The organism is Actinoplanes sp. NPDC051343 (assembly GCF_044455125.1).
In the GTDB taxonomy this organism is placed as follows: Bacteria; Actinomycetota; Actinomycetes; order Mycobacteriales; family Micromonosporaceae; genus Actinoplanes.
Genome location: NZ_JBITEL010000024.1, coordinates 58,175 through 78,821, shown reverse-complemented (window position 1 = coordinate 78,821; position 20,647 = coordinate 58,175). Strand labels below are relative to the sequence as shown.

At 68.0% G+C, this 20,647-nt stretch carries 21 protein-coding genes and 1 pseudogene; 10 read left to right on the top strand and 12 right to left on the bottom strand.

The window, feature by feature from the left end:
• Position 1: 1 nt before the first annotated feature.
• Entirely contained in the window at positions 2–478 is a 477-nt protein-coding gene (locus tag ACIA5C_RS46100) for a thioredoxin family protein (protein WP_396067200.1), read from the top strand.
• Positions 475–960 (top strand): hypothetical protein, encoded by a 486-nt coding sequence (locus ACIA5C_RS46095; RefSeq protein WP_396067198.1) that lies wholly within the window; start codon positions 475–477, stop codon positions 958–960. Before ACIA5C_RS46100 ends, ACIA5C_RS46095 begins: the two co-directional genes overlap by 4 nt.
• Before the next feature lie 157 nt (positions 961–1,117).
• On the opposite strand, the gene ACIA5C_RS46090 is transcribed toward ACIA5C_RS46095, so the two are convergent.
• From ACIA5C_RS46090 to ACIA5C_RS46065, 6 genes are all read right to left on the bottom strand, one after another.
• Positions 1,118–2,944 (bottom strand): VirB4 family type IV secretion system protein, encoded by a 1,827-nt coding sequence (locus ACIA5C_RS46090; protein ID WP_396067196.1) that lies wholly within the window; start codon positions 2,942–2,944, stop codon positions 1,118–1,120.
• Entirely contained in the window at positions 2,941–3,864 is a 924-nt protein-coding gene (locus tag ACIA5C_RS46085) for a PrgI family protein (RefSeq protein ID WP_396067194.1), read from the bottom strand. Before ACIA5C_RS46085 ends, ACIA5C_RS46090 begins: the two co-directional genes overlap by 4 nt.
• A complete protein-coding gene (locus tag ACIA5C_RS46080; RefSeq protein ID WP_396067192.1) occupies positions 3,857–4,051 on the bottom strand; it encodes a hypothetical protein in 195 nt (64 codons plus the stop codon). The genes ACIA5C_RS46085 and ACIA5C_RS46080 overlap by 8 nt, the downstream gene beginning before the upstream one ends.
• Positions 4,048–5,424: a hypothetical protein gene (locus ACIA5C_RS46075; protein ID WP_396067190.1), complete on the bottom strand. Its 1,377-nt coding sequence runs from the start codon at positions 5,422–5,424 to the stop codon at positions 4,048–4,050. Before ACIA5C_RS46075 ends, ACIA5C_RS46080 begins: the two co-directional genes overlap by 4 nt.
• Positions 5,417–5,758 (bottom strand): pilin, encoded by a 342-nt coding sequence (locus ACIA5C_RS46070; protein WP_396067188.1) that lies wholly within the window; start codon positions 5,756–5,758, stop codon positions 5,417–5,419. The genes ACIA5C_RS46075 and ACIA5C_RS46070 overlap by 8 nt, the downstream gene beginning before the upstream one ends.
• Before the next feature lie 236 nt (positions 5,759–5,994).
• Entirely contained in the window at positions 5,995–6,816 is an 822-nt protein-coding gene (locus ACIA5C_RS46065) for a hypothetical protein (RefSeq protein WP_396067185.1), read from the bottom strand.
• A 778-nt stretch (positions 6,817–7,594) separates the two neighbouring features.
• On the opposite strand from ACIA5C_RS46065, the gene ACIA5C_RS46060 reads away from it, so the two are divergent.
• The 5 genes and pseudogenes from ACIA5C_RS46060 to ACIA5C_RS46040 form a co-directional block, all read left to right on the top strand.
• Positions 7,595–8,302: a hypothetical protein gene (locus ACIA5C_RS46060; RefSeq protein WP_396067182.1), complete on the top strand. Its 708-nt coding sequence runs from the start codon at positions 7,595–7,597 to the stop codon at positions 8,300–8,302.
• A gap of 247 nt (positions 8,303–8,549) precedes the next feature.
• The gene (locus ACIA5C_RS46055) at positions 8,550–8,753 is read left to right on the top strand and encodes a helix-turn-helix transcriptional regulator (protein ID WP_396067180.1); all 204 of its coding nucleotides are present in this window, start codon (positions 8,550–8,552) and stop codon (positions 8,751–8,753) included.
• Between the two features lie 12 nt (positions 8,754–8,765).
• Entirely contained in the window at positions 8,766–10,067 is a 1,302-nt protein-coding gene (locus ACIA5C_RS46050) for a tyrosine-type recombinase/integrase (protein ID WP_396067178.1), read from the top strand.
• Between the two features lie 159 nt (positions 10,068–10,226).
• Positions 10,227–10,508, top strand: a complete 282-nt coding sequence (locus ACIA5C_RS46045) for a hypothetical protein (RefSeq protein WP_396067176.1) — start codon at positions 10,227–10,229, stop codon at positions 10,506–10,508.
• A pseudogene (locus ACIA5C_RS46040) lies at positions 10,462–11,592 on the top strand (IS701 family transposase); the annotation flags it as partial. The gene ACIA5C_RS46045 and the pseudogene ACIA5C_RS46040, both read left to right, overlap by 47 nt.
• A gap of 421 nt (positions 11,593–12,013) precedes the next feature.
• Here ACIA5C_RS46040 and ACIA5C_RS46035 read toward each other — a convergent pair.
• Complete coding sequence (locus ACIA5C_RS46035) at positions 12,014–12,679, bottom strand: DUF3800 domain-containing protein (RefSeq protein ID WP_396067174.1); 666 nt, start codon at positions 12,677–12,679, stop codon at positions 12,014–12,016.
• Positions 12,680–12,872: 193 nt separating this feature from the next.
• Between ACIA5C_RS46035 and ACIA5C_RS46030 the strand changes: the two genes are divergently transcribed.
• The gene (locus ACIA5C_RS46030) at positions 12,873–13,922 is read left to right on the top strand and encodes a helix-turn-helix domain-containing protein (RefSeq protein WP_396067172.1); all 1,050 of its coding nucleotides are present in this window, start codon (positions 12,873–12,875) and stop codon (positions 13,920–13,922) included.
• Positions 13,923–14,139: 217 nt separating this feature from the next.
• On the opposite strand, the gene ACIA5C_RS46025 is transcribed toward ACIA5C_RS46030, so the two are convergent.
• Positions 14,140–14,283 (bottom strand): hypothetical protein, encoded by a 144-nt coding sequence (locus tag ACIA5C_RS46025; protein ID WP_396067170.1) that lies wholly within the window; start codon positions 14,281–14,283, stop codon positions 14,140–14,142.
• 192 nt (positions 14,284–14,475) lie between these two features.
• Here ACIA5C_RS46025 and ACIA5C_RS46020 point away from each other — a divergent pair, with 192 nt between their 5' ends.
• Both ACIA5C_RS46020 and ACIA5C_RS46015 read left to right on the top strand, forming a co-directional pair.
• Positions 14,476–14,841: a PadR family transcriptional regulator gene (locus ACIA5C_RS46020; RefSeq protein ID WP_396067167.1), complete on the top strand. Its 366-nt coding sequence runs from the start codon at positions 14,476–14,478 to the stop codon at positions 14,839–14,841.
• The gene (locus ACIA5C_RS46015) at positions 14,838–15,356 is read left to right on the top strand and encodes a hypothetical protein (protein WP_396067165.1); all 519 of its coding nucleotides are present in this window, start codon (positions 14,838–14,840) and stop codon (positions 15,354–15,356) included. The genes ACIA5C_RS46020 and ACIA5C_RS46015 overlap by 4 nt, the downstream gene beginning before the upstream one ends.
• 162 nt (positions 15,357–15,518) lie before the next feature.
• Here ACIA5C_RS46015 and ACIA5C_RS46010 read toward each other — a convergent pair whose 3' ends face one another.
• The 4 genes from ACIA5C_RS46010 to ACIA5C_RS45995 form a co-directional block, all read right to left on the bottom strand.
• On the bottom strand, positions 15,519–16,574 hold the full coding sequence (locus tag ACIA5C_RS46010) for a pentapeptide repeat-containing protein (protein WP_396067163.1): 1,056 nt from the start codon (positions 16,572–16,574) through the stop codon (positions 15,519–15,521).
• 113 nt (positions 16,575–16,687) lie between these two features.
• The gene (locus tag ACIA5C_RS46005; RefSeq protein ID WP_396067161.1) at positions 16,688–19,138 is read right to left on the bottom strand and encodes a hypothetical protein; all 2,451 of its coding nucleotides are present in this window, start codon (positions 19,136–19,138) and stop codon (positions 16,688–16,690) included.
• Between the two features lie 5 nt (positions 19,139–19,143).
• On the bottom strand, positions 19,144–19,476 hold the full coding sequence (locus ACIA5C_RS46000) for a helix-turn-helix domain-containing protein (protein ID WP_396067159.1): 333 nt from the start codon (positions 19,474–19,476) through the stop codon (positions 19,144–19,146).
• The gene (locus ACIA5C_RS45995) at positions 19,477–20,541 is read right to left on the bottom strand and encodes a tyrosine-type recombinase/integrase (protein ID WP_396067157.1); all 1,065 of its coding nucleotides are present in this window, start codon (positions 20,539–20,541) and stop codon (positions 19,477–19,479) included.
• Between the last annotated feature and the right edge of the window lie 106 nt (positions 20,542–20,647).

Below are 20,647 nucleotides of genomic sequence, written 5' to 3'. Positions count from 1 at the left end.
GATGTTGTGTCCACAACGCACAGACGATCATGCGGTGGCCGTCCTCGTTCCTGCGGGATCCGAGGTCACCTCACGAACGGCGGCTGCCGTACTAGGCGACTACGACGCCTCGACCGACGCCGACACAGATGTCAAACGGGCGCTGACCGCGGCCGCGAAGGACGGCAAGCCCGTGCTGGTGGACTTCGGCGCCGACTGGTGTCCTGACTGTGTCGTGCTCGGCAAGCTTGCCGCGAAGCCGTCGGTCGCATCGCTGCTCGCCAAGTTCCACGTGGTCAGCGTCGATGTCGGCCAGTTCGACCACAACCTCAATGTCGCCAAAGAGCTGACGGTCGACCTCCAGACCAGTGGAATCCCCGCACTGGTGGTGCTCGACCGCAACGGCAAGGTGCGCACCGTCACCAACGACGGGTCTTTCGCCAACGCTCGCAAAATGAGCGCCGAAGACGTCGCCGCCTTCCTCAAGAAATGGGCGTGAGACGAGGATTCGCGGCGGCCAGCGCAGCATTGCTCGCCGCCGCGGCAGGATGCGGACCGCACCCACCGGCCGCCGATCTGACCGGGGAATACCATGAGGCTGGTGTGACGGTGACGCTGCTACTGCACAGCGGGAGCCTGACCGCGACCTACCGGCCAGCTCAGGCGGGTTTTCACCTCTACAGCACCGCGTTGCCACCTGGCGGGATCGACGGGCTCGGCCGGCCGACAGTGCTGGCACCCGGTCACGGGCTCACTGCCACCGGCCGCGCCGTCGCAGACCGCGAGCCCATCACGCTCCATGAGGTCGAGCTCGATGTCGATCTGCCCGTCTATCCTGACGGACCCATCACGCTCACTCTCCCGGTCGGGGTCTCCCGCGCGCCCTTCGAAGCAGTCATTGGCTACGCGGCCTGCAGCGCAACAACTTGCCTGTTCCCGGTCACTGACAAGATCGTCACGCTACAAACGTCAGGCGGCTGAACCGGCAATACGTGGGCTCGGCACCAAGGGGGCGTACGTCGACAACAGGCCACTGCTCCCTCGAAACTCACTTTGCCGGGGACAGCCAGCCTGGTCCGCCCCGGCCAGGAGCCAATCGAGATCAGCAGTTCGCGGAACTGCGCCACCCGCTCACCTCTTACAGACCCTCCGCTCCAGAGTTCGGCTCGGAATCTCGCAAAGTTGCCGCGAACTCCAGGCCATCGATGCAGAGGCGGTGCTCTTTGCGGGACGCGACGGCCTGGAAGCTGACCCGGTGGGTGCCGGAGATCAACAAGCCCTCGCCGCGGCGGGCCGACAGCAGGAGCCGGGCCTCGCCGGCGGTGAGGCCGAAGGAGTCGGCGACGACGTCGACTGACTGGGCCGCCTGCCGCAGCAGGACTTGGGTGGCGGCGTTGGCGATGACGGCCTGCCCGAGATCCGAGCCGAGCAGGTCACCGACGTCCTGGGTGATGACCGATACCCCGGCCCGCCGTTTACGGGCCGACTTACTGAGGCGGTAGAGGAATTTTGCGCCTTCGCCGTCTTTGAGCAGCACCCATGCCTCGTCGACGATGACCAGCCGGCGCGGCGGCATCCCGCCGGCCGGTGGGGCGTCGACGTCGCGCCAGATCGCGTCGAGGGCGATCAGCATGCCCGGCGCTCGCAGCTCGTCGGCCAGTTGCCGGGTCGACCACACCACCAGTTGCCCTTGCGGGACGTGGGTGGTCGGCCCGTCGAACAAGTCCCTAAACGAGCCGGACACCCAGGGGGTGAGCCGGGCGGCCAGGGTGAGCGCCGGGTCGGAACCGTCCGCCTCGAGGGCCGCGGACACGTCACGCAGCAGCGGCGCCTGCCGCTGCCAGGTGCTCGGGTCGTTGGAGATCCCGGCCGTCGCGTACGCGGCGATGATCGCCTTGTCCAAGGCTGCTCGCTCGACCGGTGGCGGCTGTTCACCCAGCAGTACCGCGACCAGCGTGTGCAGGAACAGGGCGCGGCGGGTCAGCGCGTCGTCGCGGCGGTCCCCGGCCGGGATGTCCAGGGGGTTGAGCCGGACGCCGCCGGCTCCGAGGTGGATGGTGGTGCCGCCGACCGCGTCGGCCAGGCGATGGTATTCGTTGTCGGGGTCGATGATCGACACGTGCACCCCGGAGGCCAACGAACGCAGGACTTCGAGCTTGATGAAGTAGCTTTTCCCGCTGCCGCTTCTGGCGAGCACGACGCTGTTGGCGTTGTGCTGGTTCCAGCGGTCCCACCAGACGATGCCATTGCTATCCGGGTTGAGCCCGTACAGCATCCCGCCCTCGGGGGCGGGTTCCCCGGGCAGCGGCGCGGGCAGGTCGGGGCTGGCGAGAGGGAACATCGTGGCGATCGCCTCGGTGTCCATAATGCGCCGCTGCCCGATGGTGTCGGTGGCCAGCGGCAGTGTCGACAGCCAGCCCTGCAGCTGCCGGAAGGTGGCCGGCTGCACGTCGAGCAGCACCGACGCGGCGACCGCCCGGACGTGCGCAACTGACTCCTGCAACTCCTCCAGGCTCGGCGCGTGCACGCACAGGTACAGGCCGACACGGAACAGCTTCGACTCGCCGCGGGCGATCCGGCCGGCCAGTTCCGCGGCGTCGTCGGCGGCGGCCTCGGCGGCCGGGTCGAGCAGCCGGCCCTTCTCGGTGTCGGCCCGCCGGTTGGATTCGAGGCGGGCGCGCTGCCGGCGTAGCCGTCCCGCGGCGGCTTGCGGGGTGAGCGGGTCGATGTAGACGACGACGTCGAGCCGGCCGGGCCAGACGAGCAGCGGGTCGAGCCAGGCTGCGCCGACCTCGGCCGGATACCCGGTGACGATCAGCGTGCAGGCGTAGCCGTCACCGACCTGCAGATGGCGGGGCAGGTTGACGAGGCTGGCCGGGCCCAGAACGGACGAGAGCCCGACCGCATCGGCCGGGCTCTCCAGGGTTTCGGTATCGACTTGTCGGCGGCGGGTCGGGAGTTTCATCTGCCGGCTCCTTGTCCGGTCACCGCCGCGCCGGGCCGCGCTCGCGGCCAGGTGACGTCGACCGGGGCGTACGGATCGGTGGCGCAGGTGAGCACGGCGGTCGCGGTCGCCCCGTCGAGCACGACGGTCTGCGCGCCGAGCGCGGCGAGCGCCGACGCGGCGTGATCGGCGCGGCGCAGGACCTCGGTGTCGCGGCCCCGGTCGGCCTGCGCCGTGACGGCGATGGTGACGGTGCGCCACAGCGGATCCCTGCTTTCGGCCAGCTGGTCCAGGAATTCGGCGTAGTCGTACGCCGCGTCCGCGAGCGCCGGGTTAGCGATGCCGGCCGCGCCGTCGGCGACCCGTTGGGCGTGACTCGACAGGTCCACCCGCTGGGCCGAGATGACCAGCTGCACCGGCCCGGTCAGGCTGTTGAGCCAGCGGCCGTACGCGTCGACCAGCGCGACCTGCTCGTCGCCGGACCGTAGCCCGATGTGGACGGTCGTCGCCGCGATTAAGGCGACCGCCTGATCGCCGGCGTCGATGACCCCGGATTCGGCGATCGCCCGGGCGGGTAGCCGCAGCTGCGGTACCGCCATGCCCGGCCCGGGCGCCCAGCTCGGGGCCGGCTGGGCCGCGGCGGCGGTGTGCTGCTTCGGGCTGCGGGACTGCTGCACAGCGGAGAGCAGCCACGCGTCGAGGCTGCGTCCGTCCCGGCGGCCCAGCGCGAGCGTGACCGCGACCCCGGCGACCGGCACCAGCGCTGCGATCAAAACCGGCGGTGGCAGCAGATGTCCGAGCCCACCGAAGACGGCGTACGCGACCGCGGCGGCAACCGCCAAGATCGCCAGCTGCCTCGCGGTGAGCCCGTAGACGATCTTGTCGGGCTGGTCCACGTCCGCGGGGATCCGGGCGCACGGGCCGACGTCGTCGTTACGCATCCCGCTCACCCCGCTGACACCGCTCGCGGCGGGCCTTGAGGTAGCGGGTGTAAAGGTCGACGCCGTTAGCGAGTTCCTCAACGGTGTAGGGGTAGATCGGCCGACCGGTCGGCCAGGCGATCGCGACGACCGTACGGCGGTCGCGGACCTGCCCGGCGGCAGGCGAACTGGTGGTGTTGGTGCTCATGACCGGTTCCTTCCGGTGGGCGCGGCGCTGCCGCGGCTCGTTGTCGTGCTCCGGCTCGCCGGGGTGCCGCGGCCCGCAGGCGCGGCGGCGCGACGGCGCAGGGATTGGGTGTAGACATCGACGCCGCCGGCGATCTCATCCCGGGTGTAGGGCCTCACCGGGCGTCCACTCGGGTAGGCCGTACCGACCACACCCGGTCCCGCGCCCGCGGGGGGTCGGGCCGGCACGCGGGCGGGGCGGCTTGACGGCGGCGGTGCCGCCGGCCGGCCCGAGGTGGTTCGGGGCGTCCGCTCGGCCGCAGGTAGCGGAGTGGTCGCGGGCCGGGGCAATGGCCGGCCTGCGCCGCCCCGTGTCGGGCCGCGGGACGGCCCGGTCGGCCAGGGCCGCTCCGCGCGAGTGGCCGCTGGGCCGCCACCGGGCCCTCGGCCGGCGGCGGCCGCGGTCCGCGCCGCGCGGCCTCCGCCGGCCGCCCGGCTGAGCCCTCGAGTCAGCTGCTGCACGAACATGACCCGCACGATCGTCCCGACCGAACTCGGCGACGACTTCGACACGTAGCGGCGCATCATGGCCGGCACCTTGAGGATCGACCACAACAGGCACATGACGACCATCAACTTCATGGCGGCGCCGGGGCTGCCGGGTAGCCCGAGCAGCGGAAGGTCGGCGTTCGGGCTCAGGAACACCGTCAGGGTGGTGTGCAGCGCGATAGCCTGGATGAGGACGGTGGCCAGGGCGCCGAGCATGGTGCGCCACCACAGCTTCGCGGCCGGCTCGGTGTGCGGGGTGCCGTGCAACGCCAGCGCGATCGGGGCGACGCCGACGGCCACGATGAGGATCCCTATCCGGACGATCCACTGCATCAGCAGCATCCCGACCATGACCGCGATGACCAGGCCGATCAGCAGGAGCAGGAAACCGGCCGGGTCGCTACCGCTGGGGTCGCCCAGCGACGCGGCGACCAGCTGTTGCATCTGCTTCATCGACCCGGGCGAGGTGATGTCCTGCGACGTCAAGGCCGCCGTGACCGCGTTGGCCAGGCCGATCAGCTGCGAACACAGCGGCATGGCCAGGTTCGCGGCGATCAGCCCGATGATCAGGCGCGGAATCAGCTCGCTCAGCCCGTACCGGGACTGGATCGTGTCGCGGCCCAGAATCAGGATCGCCATCCACAGGATGGCCAGCACATAGACGGTGTTGACCATCGCCAGCGAGGCGCTGGCGATGGATTTCACCTCGGTCAGTACGGTGACGTCCGGGGTGGTGAACGCCGTGGCCGTCAACAGGCCCCACAGGATGTTCAGGGCACCGACGATCACCCCGGCGAACCACTTGATGACCGCGTCGATCATCGGGCCGATGACCCAGCTACCCACCGATCCAGCCCCTTACGACGGCGAGCAGCACCGGCGCCAAGATGGCCAGGGCGTAGCCGATGAGAGCGGACTTGAAAGCGGAATTGGACTTCTCGACCTCGCCCGGATCGCCGCCAGCCGCAAGCCGGCGTAGTCCCCCGATGGTCAGGAACAAGGTCGCCAGCCCGAACAGCAGCCCGATGATCCACTTCGTGATGTTGCTGACGATCACCGGCAGGCTGTTGACGGCCTCGATCATCTGTGAGTCGGCGGCGTAGGCCGGAACGGAAACGGCCACCGCCGCAGCGGTGGCCGTCAGGAGGAACAGCAGTCGGGAAATGTTGCGTCGCAACATGGCGGGCACCTCCCGCCCCGGGCGTCCGGGGCGAACTGGGATTTGGGGTGCGCCACCGGGATCACCGGGGTGGGGCCGCAGGAGCGGTGCTCCTTCCAGCCGTTGCGGGATCGGGTGCGAACACGGCCCGGTCAGGCCGGCGCCACCCCTTCGTGATCCCGGGGCGCCGACACCGGCCGCCTCGTGCGGTCCGATGTCTTGCCCACCAAGGCCCCGCGTTGGGTGCCCAACGCGGCCTATGCCGCCGCGCCGCTACCCAACGCCGGCCCGACACCGGCCGCTGGGCGGCTTTTGTTGGGCCGGTTGCGGCGCGAGCGCAGCGGCACGAACGACAACTCGCCTGCCCCGATCGCGTCCGCCAGCCGCTTCTCCGCTTTCGCCCGCCAGTCCGACGCGAGCTGCGGGGAGATCCCGATCTGCGCGGCCACGCGTGCGAGGGTCTGGTCATCCAGGCGGGTCGCGGCGATCAGTGTGGCCTCGTCGCGGTCGAGGACCGCGACCGCGACCGCGCGGGCCAGCACCAGGTCCGGGTGATCCCACGGCCGGATCGGCAACACCGCCCCGGGCCCACCGGAGCGGATCAGCATCGTGTCGGACTCGGCCTCGCGGATCTTGCGGGCGGCCCGGACCCCCGCCTCGAGCAGCCGGCCGCAGATCCGCGGCTCGTCGAGGTCGACCCGGGCGAGGCACTCCATGAACCCGACCAGCAGCTCGGAATCGAGGTCGTGAGTGTCGCCGCGCCAGCCGGCGGCCAGCATGCCCGCTTGCCGGCGCAGTCCGGGCATCGCCATCCCGACGGCGGCGACCCGCCACGCCGGCCCGTCCCGGCGAGCCCGAACGACCAGTTCCCGCCACACCGCGTCGCGGACCTGCGCGCTGGTGCCCGCCGCGAGCACCAGCCGGCGCAGCTCATCCAGCGGCACGATCCGGTCGGGCAGACCGGCGAAGCCGCGAGCATCGAACGGCACATGCGTCGGCGCCTCGGCCAAGAGAGTGAACGCCTTCTCGGCCGCGCCCAGCGGCGTCGACGGCCAAGAAGAAGACGCTGAGATAGACATTTCAGAACTCCCGAATGGTGGAGTGCGCCCCGGTCACCTCGGGCGCGTGAGCCGCCATTCAGGCAGGTCAAGCCAACATCGAGCCGCATCGCTGTCGGATGCGTTCGGCTGTTGGCGCAAGTCACGACGCCCCCAACAGGCCACGACGCGCAGGCCGCGCCTCACCGCCGATCGACGGGGTCGCGACAACAGCGCAGGTCAGGCGCTCAGTTGGATGCAGTTGGGCGGGCCGCCACGATGCGGGGCCGCGACTGGCTGGCGGGCATTACGCAGCGGGAGCGTTCCGGCGTCCAGGTGCGTCAGGCAACACGTCTTGCGCCCGCGACGCGACGAGGCCGGTCACGGCGGGGCCCGGCGCACGTCAGAGACCTTGGTCGCGGGCCGCACACCCGTCACCCGATGGTTGGCCCCCGAGAGCCCGCCCTTGGCGTCGACCACGATCGCTCGAGGTTCTGATCTTGATGGGACTCCTCGCCCACGTCTAACCGTGTGGTGACGCCACCCAACAACGGGCGCCGGCACGGCTGCTTCAGCTCCGCCATCGGCGATAGCTTGCGTGTCCACAGACGGGCGAACGGCAGCCGTTGGGTCCAGCCAGCCGGCTTGTTGAGTGAGCCCGGCAGCTCGACCGGAGTCCTGTTGGGTTGGCCCGCCGGGCACGCGATCGGGCTGTTGGGTGCGCGTTGAGTGCTCCGATGCGTCCGTACCGGCGAATCCCGGTTCCGCGGCGCCTTAGTGAAATGCGAACACGGCTCGTCGGCGCGGGAGCGACCCGCCCATGACTGCCCATGACAAGAACATTTCCGTCGCCCCGGACGCCCGGCCTGACATTGCCGTCACCCGCGCCAGTCACGACACGGCCGCCGTCATCGTCTGGCGGATCAGCCTGGACAGCGCCGCCGACGCGGACACGACCGGAAATCCTGACGCCGGTGACGGCCCTCTGAACGAACGGCTGGCGCGCCACCTCGTCGCGATTTACAGCGACGTGCACGCCACGGTCGTCGACTTCGACGCCGACCCGAACCTTCAGCGCGCGGCCGGGGCAACCGGACGTACCTACTCAACGGTCAACGACCTCGGCGAGGCGGCCCTGGAACCCCAACCGTCCGACCCGGCCGCGCTGATCCTGCTGCGCTGGCCCCGCCCAGTTACCGAGGAGCCGGGATCGGACCCCAACAGCCTTCTCAGCCGCTGCCAACGGCAGCTCGCGAACCACGGCAGCACCATCGTCGTCGTCACGGCCACCTCACCAGGCGCCAGCGGGGCGAGCTACCGCGACCACGAGCAGGTCCTGCTGCCGGCCGCGCGAACCGCCGGGCTACGCCACCTGCACGACATCGTCCCCATCGACGCCGTCGACGGCCGTGACGCCTTCACCTACGCGACGGACCAGCAGACCGCCGAGTGGGCCGACTCCGGCGTACCGCGACAGAACCGCGTCACGACCTTGATGGTCTTCGGTCACCCGGGACGGCGACCGTGACATCCCGCGACAACAGCGATAGGAAATCGGCACTGGGGCGACAAGAACAGCGGCCCGTTCCTGTCACCCCCGACAGGCAACCGCGACCCGGCGACAGAAACCTGTCGCCGGGCGACAGAGATGAACAGCCGAGCCACCAGGCAAATGAGCCAGGTTACGGTGCTGCGGCCAACACCCCACTCACGAATCCGCCAAGAGAAGGAGACCAGGATGATGGCCCGCTCCACCTCCCTGATTTGGGTGCACGATGACCCGGGCGCCGGAAAGATGGGTTCCCGATCCGTTGCTGACCATCGACGAGGTCGTCGCCTGGATCCGCAAGCCCAAAGCCACCCTCTACAGCTGGCACAGTCGAGGGCAGGGACCCCCAGCGATCCGGGTCGGCAACGTGCTGCGCTACCGACGCAGCGACGTCGAGCAGTGGCTCGAGAACCACACCGATCGGTCATGAACGGTCCCGCTTATGGGTAGGCCCCCACTGCCCATCGGGACTTGGGGCAAAATCCGCCGCGACCAGCTCGGCCCGAACCAGTGGCGAGCCCGCGCTAAATTCCGCGACTACGACGGCGAAACCCGCGAGGTCGAAGCCCACGGCACCACCGGCGCGAAAGCCGAGAACAAACTCCGCGAAATGCTGCGGGACCGAGCCACCCCCAACAGCAGCGACATCACCGCGAACACCCTCATCAACGCCCTGTTCGACCTGTGGTTCGACGAAATCACCGGCCAGGAAGGCCTCTCAGCCCAAACCCGCGACCGGTACCGATCCTGCTACGACCAAGCCATCCGCAAACCACTCGGTAAGCTCCGCATCCGCGAGACCACCGTCGGCCGGCTCGACAAGTTCTTCAAGACCCTCGCCAAGGCCCAACGTGCCCAAGCCCACAACGCCAAAGTTGTCCTCAAACAGATGCTGGCCATGGCCGTCCGGCACGGCGCCATCAGCACCAACCCGATCCGCGACATCGCCAGCCTGCCCAGCCGCCGCCGTACCGTAGTAGCCCTCGCCACCGACGACCTCGAATCTGTCCGCGCCGCGATCCTGCGCTGGCAAGAACCGGTACCCGGCAAATCCGGTCCGCACCACACCAGCGACCTCGCCGACATCATCGACCTACTGCTGGCCACCGGAGCCCGCATCGGCGAGATCCTCGCCATCCGCTGGCAAGACCTCGACCTGGATAGCCGCCCAACGACCCTGACCATCAGCGGCACCCTGGTCTACGTCAAAGGCAAAGGCCTGTTCCGGCAGGACTGGACCAAGACTGACGCCGGATTCCGCGTCGTCGTCCTGCCTCAGTTCGCCACCCGCATGCTGGCGCGACGTCTCCAGGGCGCAGTCGTCAACGACCTTGATGCCGTCTTCACGACCCGCAACGGCACGTGGCTTTCCCCTAACAACGTTCGCCGGCAATGGCGGCAAGCACGCGCAGACACTGGACTCGAATGGGTCACGCCGCACAGCTTCCGCAAGACCGTCGCCACGCTCCTGGACCGTGAAGGCAAGGGCGGTGCCGCAACCCTGCAACTCGGCCACTCCAACGAGGATGTCACCAAGGAGTACTACATCGTCAAAGCGACCGTCGCTCCCGACGTCACCGAGGTCCTCGACAAGCTCGGCCCCAACCATCCGGACGGCACAGACTCGCCAGCACACCCTGCAGCCGCGCCCGTCCGCGCCGAACATCGCTATAGGGAACGCCCCCGAGGGCGGTCGCGGCGGTCACGTCAGCGACATAGCCATTCGGTGATCATTTCGCCGTAGACGCCACCGCGACCGTCTGGCGTACCGCCCAGCCGAGATGACGGGCAGTGGTGCCCGAGTCCACAGACGCCCTCCCGACACGCCGGCCCGACCGGAAGCCGCCGGCCGCAGCGCGACGGTGCTCGCGTGGTGGGGACCCCCGCCCGTCGACGAACGCTGGTGGGACCCAGCAACGTCTACAAGCACGCCGTCACCGTGCTGGTCGAGCACTGGGAAGTCAGCAAGCACCTCACCGCCACCGACCCCGGCCTGCCCGAACTGGACCGCGAAGACAAACTCGACCTGTTACGCCGCATCGCCCGCCGGATGCAGGACGCCCCGGCCGGGCTGGCGGGAAACCACATCGCCGGCGCCGACCTGTTCACCATGTTCGAGACCTACCTGCGTGGCGACCATGCTCTGCCGCCCGGCCCAGCCAAGGTCGTCGCCCGGTCAGGCTGAGCTTGTGGATCTTCTCGGGTTGGTGAGTCCGCGTTTCGGCAGGTCAGAGCCGCGCCAGCGAGCGAGCCGATATGTGGGTGGGCTGGTTGCGGGGTTGGAACGCAAGAACGGCTGGACCCTCGCCGAGCACGCGGGTGAGCTGAGCCCGGATGGGATGCAGCGGCTGCTGCGTCGGGCGGACTGGGACGTCGACGGGGTCCGCGATGACATCTGCCACTACGTCGTCGACCGGCTCGGGCATACCGGGGCGGTGCTGGTCGCCGACGACACCGGCTTTGTGAAGAAGGGCGACAAGTCCGCCGGGTGCAACGGCAATACACCGGCACCAGCGGTAAGACCGACAACTGTCAGATCGGCACCTTCCTGGCCTATGCCGCCCCGGCCGGACACGTCCTGATCGACCGGCACCTGTATCTGCCCGAGTCCTGGCTGGCCGACCCCGACCGCTGCCACGAGGCCGGCATTCCGGCTGACGCTGAACTGCTGACCAAGCCGCGGATCGCGATCGACATGCTGCAACGCGCGATCGACGCGCAGGTGCCGTTCACCTGGTTGACCGCCGACGAAGCGTTCGGGCAAGTCAAATACCTGCGGGTCTGGCTCGAAGAACGCGACGTCTTCCACGTCGTGGCCACCAGATGCAACGACGATGTGTCCGCCCGCGGGCGGGGGTACGGCCGCGTCGATGAGATCGTCGCGAGCCTGCCGGCCCGGGCTTGGCGGCGGCTGTCGTGCGGTGACGGCGCGCAGGGGCCCCGAGTTTACGACTGGACGCGGGTGCCGATCCGCCCGTGGTGGGCGCCCGGCCGCGGGCACTGGCTACTCGCCCGGCGCAGCATCAGCGACCCGACCGAGATCGCCTACTACATCTGCTACGCACCCGCCGCACCACCCTCACGACACTGATCTGGGTCGCCGGACGCCGCTGGCCGGTCGAGGAATGCTTCAAACAGGCCAACAAGAAACCGGCCTGAACGACTACCGGGTCCGCACCTGGTGCGGCTGGTACGCCCACATCACCTTGTCGATGCTCGCCCTGGCCTGGCTCGCCGCGATCCGCGCCGCCGAACAGCAAAAAGGGGAACCACCAACAACATCGAACAGCTCATCCCGATCAGCGTCCCGAAGCCCGCCGCCTGATCGCCGCACTGCTCAACGACCGCCACCCAGACAACGACCACACCATCGCCTGGTCAAGCTTCCGACGCCGCCGCCAATGGCAATCACGGCAAAGCCACTGGCGACGACGATCAAGCCAAGTGCCGTTGCAGTACTAGGCCTCGATCGGGGGGCGGCGGGCTTCGCTGCAAGTGATGGTTTATGGGCCTGATCAGCTGTAACCGGCCCACGAAATCGCCCATTGGTGTGGTAAGCGTCTTCAAATAAGGCGCTAACGCATCCTCGTTTCGTGCTCTATCGTTGAGGAAGCGCGACCCCGTCCGGCGAAAGAGCCCCTGGGCTCTGGTCTTTCGCCTAGCTGGGCGGGGGTTCGTGCTCTCGTCTGGCTAGTAGTAGGTGTGCGTGCCAGCCTTGAACAGGTCAAACTCGGTGCGCACCTTCGGCGCGATCAGCTCGTAGTAGGTGTCGTCACCGGTCTCCCACTTGCGGGCGACAGCCCAGAGGCAGTAGTCCACGGCTTGCAGGGCGAAGTCACTGGAGCACGGCCAGAACGCCAGCGTGCGCTTCACCCGGTAGGGAACGACCTCGGTCATCACGCCTTCGATCGCGTCCCGGAACGACTTTCTCGTGCGCCGGGTACCCAGTTCGGCGGCCACGACCATCAGCTCGTCGCCCGCGGCCAGATCGCGGGGCGCTAGGTGGCGAAGGTGGTAGTACCAGGCGTATCGGTAGAACGTGGGATGATCAAGCCGGGTTTGCGGCTGGGCTTTCGGCTTGTCGAGCAGAGTGACGTCGACCGTAAAGTCGAGGCCCGCGAGCACCTCAAGGACGTCCCGGCGGGTCTGCGGGTCGTTCTGGGTGGCGTGAAAGTACGAGTCGAGCCCGTGATCGGCCCAGGCCAACTTGTCTCGAAGCACTGTAAGCCGGGCTCGCAGCTCGGCCAGATGGTGCTCCTCGATCAAAATCGTCGCGACCGAGAAGTAGCGGCTGGCACCGACGTGTCGGGCGAAGTCAAGATTGCCGCTCTCGTCGGAGAACAGGTAACGCCGCATTTCCCGCCCCCCTAGGTCCTCATGTCGGGTCCGATGGGGGAGCCGCTCAGGTTTCGACCATCGAAGTCGCGTTTGCCGGAAAGCACCTTCTCACGACACCAATCGACCGGGCAACCCGATTCGGGTTGAAGGTCACCCGATTGGGGGTTCTCCGACCTCTACCGAGATTATTCCGTTCCGGTATCGTGGTCATATGGTCGTTCACGAGTCGGATTCACTTCCCGAGACGGAGCTTGCACAGCGGCTCCGCCCGCTGAGGACGCAGCGGGGGTGGTCGCAAGCTGAGTTGGCCCAGCATATGAGCGAGCAGTACGGCCTGCGCTGGCACCAGACCACGATCGCAAAGATCGAGGCCGGCCAGCGCCCTATCGGCCTGAACGAGGCCGCCGCGCTCGCCAATGAATTCGACATCACCGGCACCGAGCTCCTGATGCCGTTTGCAACTCGCCAGGAAGAAGCCGACGAGTTGCGCGTGCGCGAGGAACAACTACGCGAGCGCAGCCTCGCTGTCGAGGAAGAGCTAACGCGGTTGATCGAGCGCCAGGCTGCAGCACGCGGTCAGGTCGAGAAGCTCGCCGGCGATCGGGATGAAGCCGTTCAGCGGGTCGCGTCACTGGCCGCGACGCTACGACAGATTACCGAGCAGCACGAAGACGCCCAGAGACGTCACCAGATGCTCTTGGCCACACTGGATCGCGGTCTCGCGGAACTCGCCGAAACCGATACCGCGGTCGCCCAGCTCCGGGAACGCCACGACTTTCACCGTGCCGAACTCGATCAGGTACGCGCGCGCCGCCGCCAATCGCAGCTGCAAGCACTCGGCGGACCCGGGCCGCAGGCGGTCACTGATAGCGACACGGGCTGGATCTATGCCGTCGCGCTCGCCCAGGAAGACTTCCCCGGCGCGCAGCCGCGGCCTGCCGGAACGGATTGGCGCTGGCTATCTGGCGACCACTGGACCGTGGTGGAGGCTAAATGCTGCACCACCGCCACCCGCGCACCGAACCAAACCCGCAAGCCGGCCCAGGGGATACCGATTGGCGAACTCGCCGAAGGCATCGTTCGGCAGCTAACCGCCAACGACCACGACGCTCGATCGCAAAGCCAAACCCGACTGCAGTTTCTCGTCGCAATACCTATGACAGGCCACGCCGACCATGACCACGCCTCCACGCATCTCCGGGAAGCGGCGTCCGAGTTCCTGGCAAAGTTCGAAGGCTCACGAGTTGGTAATCCGGACTGAGGCGATGCCATCGTGAGTCGCCAACAGCTGCGCCCAGACAACCTTGAGAAGCGCCCTGGCGCTCTGCCCGGCCGTTCAAGCACCCATCGCCACCGTGCTGTCCAGCGATTCTCAGTAAGGTCAGCCGCATGAGGCAGCGCGAGACGTGAGATATGACCGACCAATCTTCGTCATGGTTCAAGGTCCCTCAGAGACGGTCACGGCTTCCGGCCCAGCGTCAGAACCGTCGTCCGATCCACCAGCGACGTCCACACGGCTTGAGCCATCCGTTTCCGCGACAACTGCGCGGCAGCAGCCAGCTGCCGGCGTCGAGCTTGCTCAGGGCGACAGCCCGCTTGTCCTGGGCGCTGCTCGTGGTCACGGTTCCTCCGCGCAAGGGGCATGGACCGACTGCACGAACATACCGTCCCAACTGAGCGAACCGTGAACGCTAGCCAGGGCCTCGGTCCAGTACTCGACAAACGAGTGTCGTTAGTGTCCGCTCGGCAGCCCTGGCCAGCGCGGGAGCCCGCGGCTTTGCTTATCTTGATATATGGTGGTTAAGCTAGAGGGCATGCACGGCATCACGCGCGTTACCGCACCGCTGCTCGATGTCCTGGCCTACTTCCTGGCAGCCTTCGACAACGGCAATACCCCTGTATACGGCTGGGCCCTCATGCGCGACCTCAAGCGCTCAGGCCCAACCGTGTACGGCGTCCTTGACCGCCTGGAGGACGCTGGCTTCATTGCCTCCTACTGGGAGGAGAACCCCGAGGCGGGCCGGCCCAGGCGAAGGCTCTACGAGCTGACACCAAACGGCACCATCGAAGCGCGTCAGCTACTGGCCGAGCGGCGCCCCGCGCCGACCCGGCAACCGATCAAACCCGGCTGGGCGACATTCGCTCGCATCCTCGGCATCACCCCGGAGGCAATCCGGTGACCACCAAGGAGATCATCGTCGCCGCACTCCTGGCAATCGGCGCAGCTGAGCTGTGCGATTACCTCGCCTGGGCAGCAAAGAAACTGGCGCGTACAGCCGCCTACCTGCGCTACGGGCACACCAGACGAGGAAAAGTGCGTGCGGAGGAATGGGTCACGCTCATCGAAGAACGTCCCGATCAGTTCCTAAAGTTCGGCACTGCTCTCTGGTTGCTCATCACGGGATTCGGACATCGACTCTCCAGGAAGAGGGCCGAGCTGAAGAGGTCCGCCGCAGCTGAGGCATACATTGCCCAGAAGCGCGAACTACACGTCTTCATCGATGTAGCGAGGCTCACGACGTCCGCCGCTGCCGCCGAGCGGGCTCGCATGGTGGGAGATGAGGCCACTCTCCGGCCCCAACGAATCACAAGCAAGAAGGGCGCCTTCGATAGTCGACCGAGATTGCGGCCGCGCCTGATTCAGCGCTCAGGCACCACACCCTCGACACCCGACGACTCAATCTTCAGCGATTAGCTCGCTGATGGCGCACGCCGCCGAGCGGTCCAAGCTGTTGCGCGCCCGCTCTGGCGACGTCGGATATCACAACTATCGGAATGCCACCCACCCGCTGGTCGTCCGGCCACGACGCCGTGTGCCGAGGAAGCCGGGACAACCGGTGGCGAGCACGAAGCCAAGTCAGCGAGAGAGACGGCTTTGATGGAGGGTTATGGCGTCGTAGAGCCGTTGGCGCTGACGACGGATTAGTTCGCTCGAGAGTTCTGGTGGCAGCCGCGTCTCCTCGTCAAGGGTGGCGCTCAGGAGTTGGTCGGCGGTTAGGCCTTGAACGGGCTTCGGGGTTCCGTTGTAGCCGGCAGTGAAGTCCGCACCAGCCAGGTCTGCTTCGCGAAGGTCGGCGCCATGGAGGCTGGCTCCGCCCAGCTTGGCCCTTTGCAGATTCGCATTCCTGAGGTTACTGTCCTGCAGCTGGGCGTCCTCTAATTCAGCGTCGCTTAGGTCAGCGTCATCGAATGTTACCTTCTGCAGTCGTGCCCCGATTAGATATGCACCGTGTAGATATGCACCTCCTAGCCGCGAATCCTGCATTTGTGCCCAACTGAGATTCGCGCTTTCCAGCCGGACATGATGCATGATCGCATCTCGCAGATTGATGCCCCAAAGGTCGGCGTGATCGAACCGAAGGCCGCGAAGAACGGCGCCGCAGATATCGGATATTCTCAGATCGAGCTGGTTGGGCTCCTGGCGTTGCGGCCGTCGACCCAGGACAGTGAGGGCTGTTTGCACGTCCGTGGCGAGAGTTCTATATGTAGGCCGAGGGCCTTGGTGTATATGTTCTGACTTCTCAGGAAATGCGTGCTGCACTGCGCCTGTTCGCTCGCGAATAAAAGCGGCGAGGACCTCTACCACCGTGCCGTGGTCGCGTTGGGACTCGACCATTAGATGCTCGAGCGCGTAGATGCCGCCAAGGCGTTCCGTGATCTTTTCCGAAGACAGTTGTGTGATGGCTTTCGTGTATCGATCGGTGATCTGGCCGCGACGCGCGAGGAAGTAGGTGCGGGCTGTGAAGCCGGCTCCCGCGAGTAAACCGAGGCCGCCAATTGCTGCAAGGAGCACTTGGCGGGTGCCGTTGAGTGCGTCGGTCTTGTCTTTGTCGTGGAGGTGCTTAGAGGGAGTGGCCCACCAAGCCGCTGGACCTAGTAAGAAAATGAGAAATCCGGCTGCAACAACGACCACCAATAAGACTATCAGCGGCGGGCGAGCGCGAATCCACATCGCAAGTTCCCGACCTCTGCGCCAAAGTGCTGCTCCCGCAGCACGAACTCGCGGTGTTGGGACTGCGCCTTTGGTCATGGTCTCATCCGTTCTTGAAGTCGTCGTTCCTCGCGGCGGCTGATGTCGGCGGCGTAGGTCGTCCAGTCGCCGGCACTGGCGCGTTGCCAGGCGGCAGCGACGCTGATGTGGATGCCGAGCATCCGGGCGAGGATCGCGGCGGGCAGTTCGGTGGCGAGGTCGAACAGTGCGGTGGAGCGGGACTGTGCGGGGTTGAGGCCTAGGTCGCGCAGGCGTTTGGTGAGTTGGAAGGCGCTGATGGGCCGGGCGGGCTGGCCACCGGGGAACAGCCATGGGCTGGTGCCTGGGGCGCCGATGACGGCATGTCCGCGGCGGGTGCTGGCCAGGTCGCGGACGAGGCTTGCGAGTGGTTCGGGAAGGACGATCGGTTCTCGGCCCAGGCGCAAGCGGATTGTGTCCGGGGTGGTCTGGAGGTGGTCGAGGGTGAGCCGGCTGATTGTGGCGGGTTGCTGGGCGTAGAGCAGGACGAGTAGGCCCGCGACGCGTATTTCGGTGTCGATGGTGTGGTCGTGCAGCAGTCGACGGGCGCGTTCCCAGCGGGCTTCGGTGTCGATCGGTGCCGCGGGTCCGGCCCAGCGGGTGGCGGGGAGCTCGAGCGTCGTGAGTTTGTTGCGGTGGGCCCAGCGGATGAAGTTGCCGGCCTCCCGGCGGGCGTTGTCGTCGGCGAGCCACTGGTCGAGGTCGGCCTGCCGGGCGGTGGCGAGGGTGCGGCCGTGGTCGGCGAGCCGGTCGAACAGGGCGACAGCGGCGTTGATGTTGCGTTTGGCCGCGAGAAACTGGTGATGGGTGGTGTCGGCGCCGTTGAGCCTGCCGCGGAGGCGGCGCAGCGCGTGCCAGATCGCGTAGCGGCGCAGCAGATGCTGCTCGTCAGGGTTGGCCCGTGCGGCGATGGTGTCGGTGATCCACCGGTGCAGCCGGGCGAGTTGTTCGTCGCGGGCGGGCAGGGTGCCGATCGCGACCAGCACGCTGCGCAGGTGCTCGACGGGCTTGCCCGGCGGCAGGGCGTCGAGCGTGTCGTGGGTCAGCGGCTGATCGGCGAGGACTTGCAGGATGGCGGGGGCGGCGCTGCGGTTGAGCCAGCCTTCGACGGTGGCCGTCCGGTTCGTCGTCGCGAGCGCGTCGTGCAGGGCTTGCAGTTCGGGCCGGATGGTGTCGCTGTCGTCGCCGAGGACCTGACGTAGCCGGCGGTGGATGGTGCAACGCGCGCAGCGGGCGTTGCCGCCAGCGTGGATGCGGCCCGGTTCGCCGCAGCCAGGGCAGGCCTGCCAGAAGCCGGGGTCGGGCCGGGTGCAGGTCGCGCAGAGCGGCCCCGCAAGGGTGCCGCCGCGGATGGGCCGGTCCTGTCCGCAGCCGGTGCAGCGGGCCCACCGCCGCTTGCAGGCGCGGCACCACGGCTGCCCGGTGGTCTTGGAGATCAGGCACGGGCCGGTCTGGCCGCAGATCGCGCAGGTCCCGGTCGGCCATGGCCGGCAGCTCTGGCAGAGCGGTCCGTCCGGGGTGCGGACGCTGACCGGGCGCCGCCGTTGGCAGGTGGTGCAGGTTTCCTGGTTCGCGGGTTGCCGCAGGAGGCAGGTAGGACACAACGGCCGGCCGTGTTCGTCGCGGCTACCGGGTTCGCGGACCGCTCCGCACTCGGCGCAGGGCCGGGCCCGGGTCTTGGCTACGCAGTTGCGGCAGAGCCACTGCCTGTCGATCCGCCGGTGCAGATGGATGCGGCGCTGGCAGTGCGGGCAGGCCGGTGGGGTGATCGCCTGGGCGCCTGCGGCGATGAGTAGGTCGATCATCCTCAATACGCAGGGGGCGGTCGCGTCGGCGCCGGCCCCGGTGAGGAGATCGGGCCGTTCCTGTAACTCCCATGCCAGTTGATGTCGCTGACCTCGTCGGGTCGCCGCCGCGTGCACCGCGCCAGCCACCGATTCCGCGGTCAGGCCCGCTTCGAGACCGGTCACAATGGTGATGATGGTGTCGACCGGATCGCGTTCGTCGACCGGGCACTGGACGCACTGCGGACGGCCGTGTCGGTCGCGAAAGGCCACCGGCCGAGACTGGCCACACATGCAGCACGGTTCGGGGCGGCGGTCGCAGGGCGCGCAGTACCAGTCCTGGCCGCGGCGTTGCAGGCTGCGTAGCGGCTTGGCGCAGCCGGCGCAGACCGGGTCCGAGATCGCGGCAGCGCCGGCACGGCGCAGCTCGATCAGCAGGTCCGCCACGACCCGCGGTGCGGGCGAGCGGCCATCGCGCAACATGTCGGGCCGGTCCGTCAGGGCCTGGGCGAGACGGCGTTGCTTGACCCGGCCGCCGGCGACGCCAGCCACGATGTCCGCGATCATCGCCGGGGTCAGACCCGGCTCGGTCGCGGCGACCAGGGCCACGGTGACGCCGATCGGGTCGGCGAGGACCGGCGCGACCGCGGGCGCGTTTTCCGCCGTCGGCGTCGTGACGGGCACTGCGGTTACCGGTCGGCGCCAGTGATACGGGCCCGTTTCGGGCGCAGCTCGCCGACTCCGCTCTCGCTGCCGCCGACCGCCTCGCGCCGGCGGGCGGACTGGGCAGCAGCGACCGGCTCGATCAGGTCCTCCATCGAGCAGTCGAGGATGTCCAACAGAGCCATCAGGATCTTCAGGCTCAGCCGTTCCGGCCGGTCGACCACCAGCCGGTAGACCTGACTGGATGACAACCGGATCTCGCGCTGGGCCAGCGGTTCGAGCAGATCGGTCGTCTGGAACATTTCCCGGCGGGCCATCACCTGCCGCAGATTCCATCGATAGTCGAGCTTGGCCGCCATCTACCGCTCCTTCTCTTGCCCGCCCGGCGTGTCGAACGCCGGCGTGAGGGCCCTGCGTAGGGCCGTGTTCATGAAGTCTCCGGACACGTGGGTGTAGATCGCCGTCGAGGTGTCGCAGCGATGCCCGACCGCCTCCTGGATGAACCGGCGGTCCACGCCGTCTTCGGTCAGATGGGTCACCCACGAGTGCCGCAAACTATGCGGGCTGAGGATCTTCGGCAGGCCGAGCGCATCCCGGTAGGCGACGAACCGGGCGTTGATCTCGGCCGGGTTCACCCGCCCGCCGCGTTCGGTCACCCACAACGCTGGATGATCCGCGCAGCCGAACCGGGGCCGGATGTTGTCCACGTAGTCGGCGACCGCCTCCACCGCCCAACCCATCACCGACGGCACGTTGCGCCGCCGCGGCGGCTGACCGCGCACCGCTTTGCCGTAGCGGACGTGCAGCATCCCGTACCGGCCGAACTCCGGTGCCGCCGCATTACGTCCCCAGTCGGCCACATCCAGCTTCGAGGTCTCGGTGCGGCGCAGCCCCCACGCGTAGACGACCTTGAATAGCGTCGCGTCCCTGTAGGCGGCCAGCGCGCCTTTGCGTTTCACCCGGACCGCCCGGTCGACCTGCTCGTCGGCGTAATCCAGGAACCGCTGCAACTCCGGCCGCGTGAACGGGCGCGCTTCCGGCCGGCCCTCGTAGTCGTTGAGGTGCGCGATCGTGTTCCACTCATGGCAGATCGGCACCGGGAACGTGCCGAACGCCTTCTCGCACTCCACCGTCCAGCCATACCGGCCGTCGGTCAGATACTCGCTGAACAACCGCAGATCGGTCTGGTAGCCGCGGATCGTCGACGGGGCCAGCTGACGCTCGCTGGTCAGTGACTGGGTCCACTCGTCCACATCGCCCGGTCCCCAGTTCCACGGGTACTCGTTGGTGAACTCCAGGAACCGGCGTACCAGCCGTTCCCGCGGCGCGATCGTGTCCTCCAGCAGACCACGAGCGGCCTGTTGGGCCCGCCAGCCCTTGAACATCGCCTCGACCATCGCATCCTCCGGACGCAGCTGCACCACACCAGAGATGAGCTGCAGGCGCGCCGCACCCGCCAAATCACCCCGCCCCAACCCGTCCTCCAAGCCCCAAGAACTGCGACCGTTCGACGGCGGGATCATGCATTAA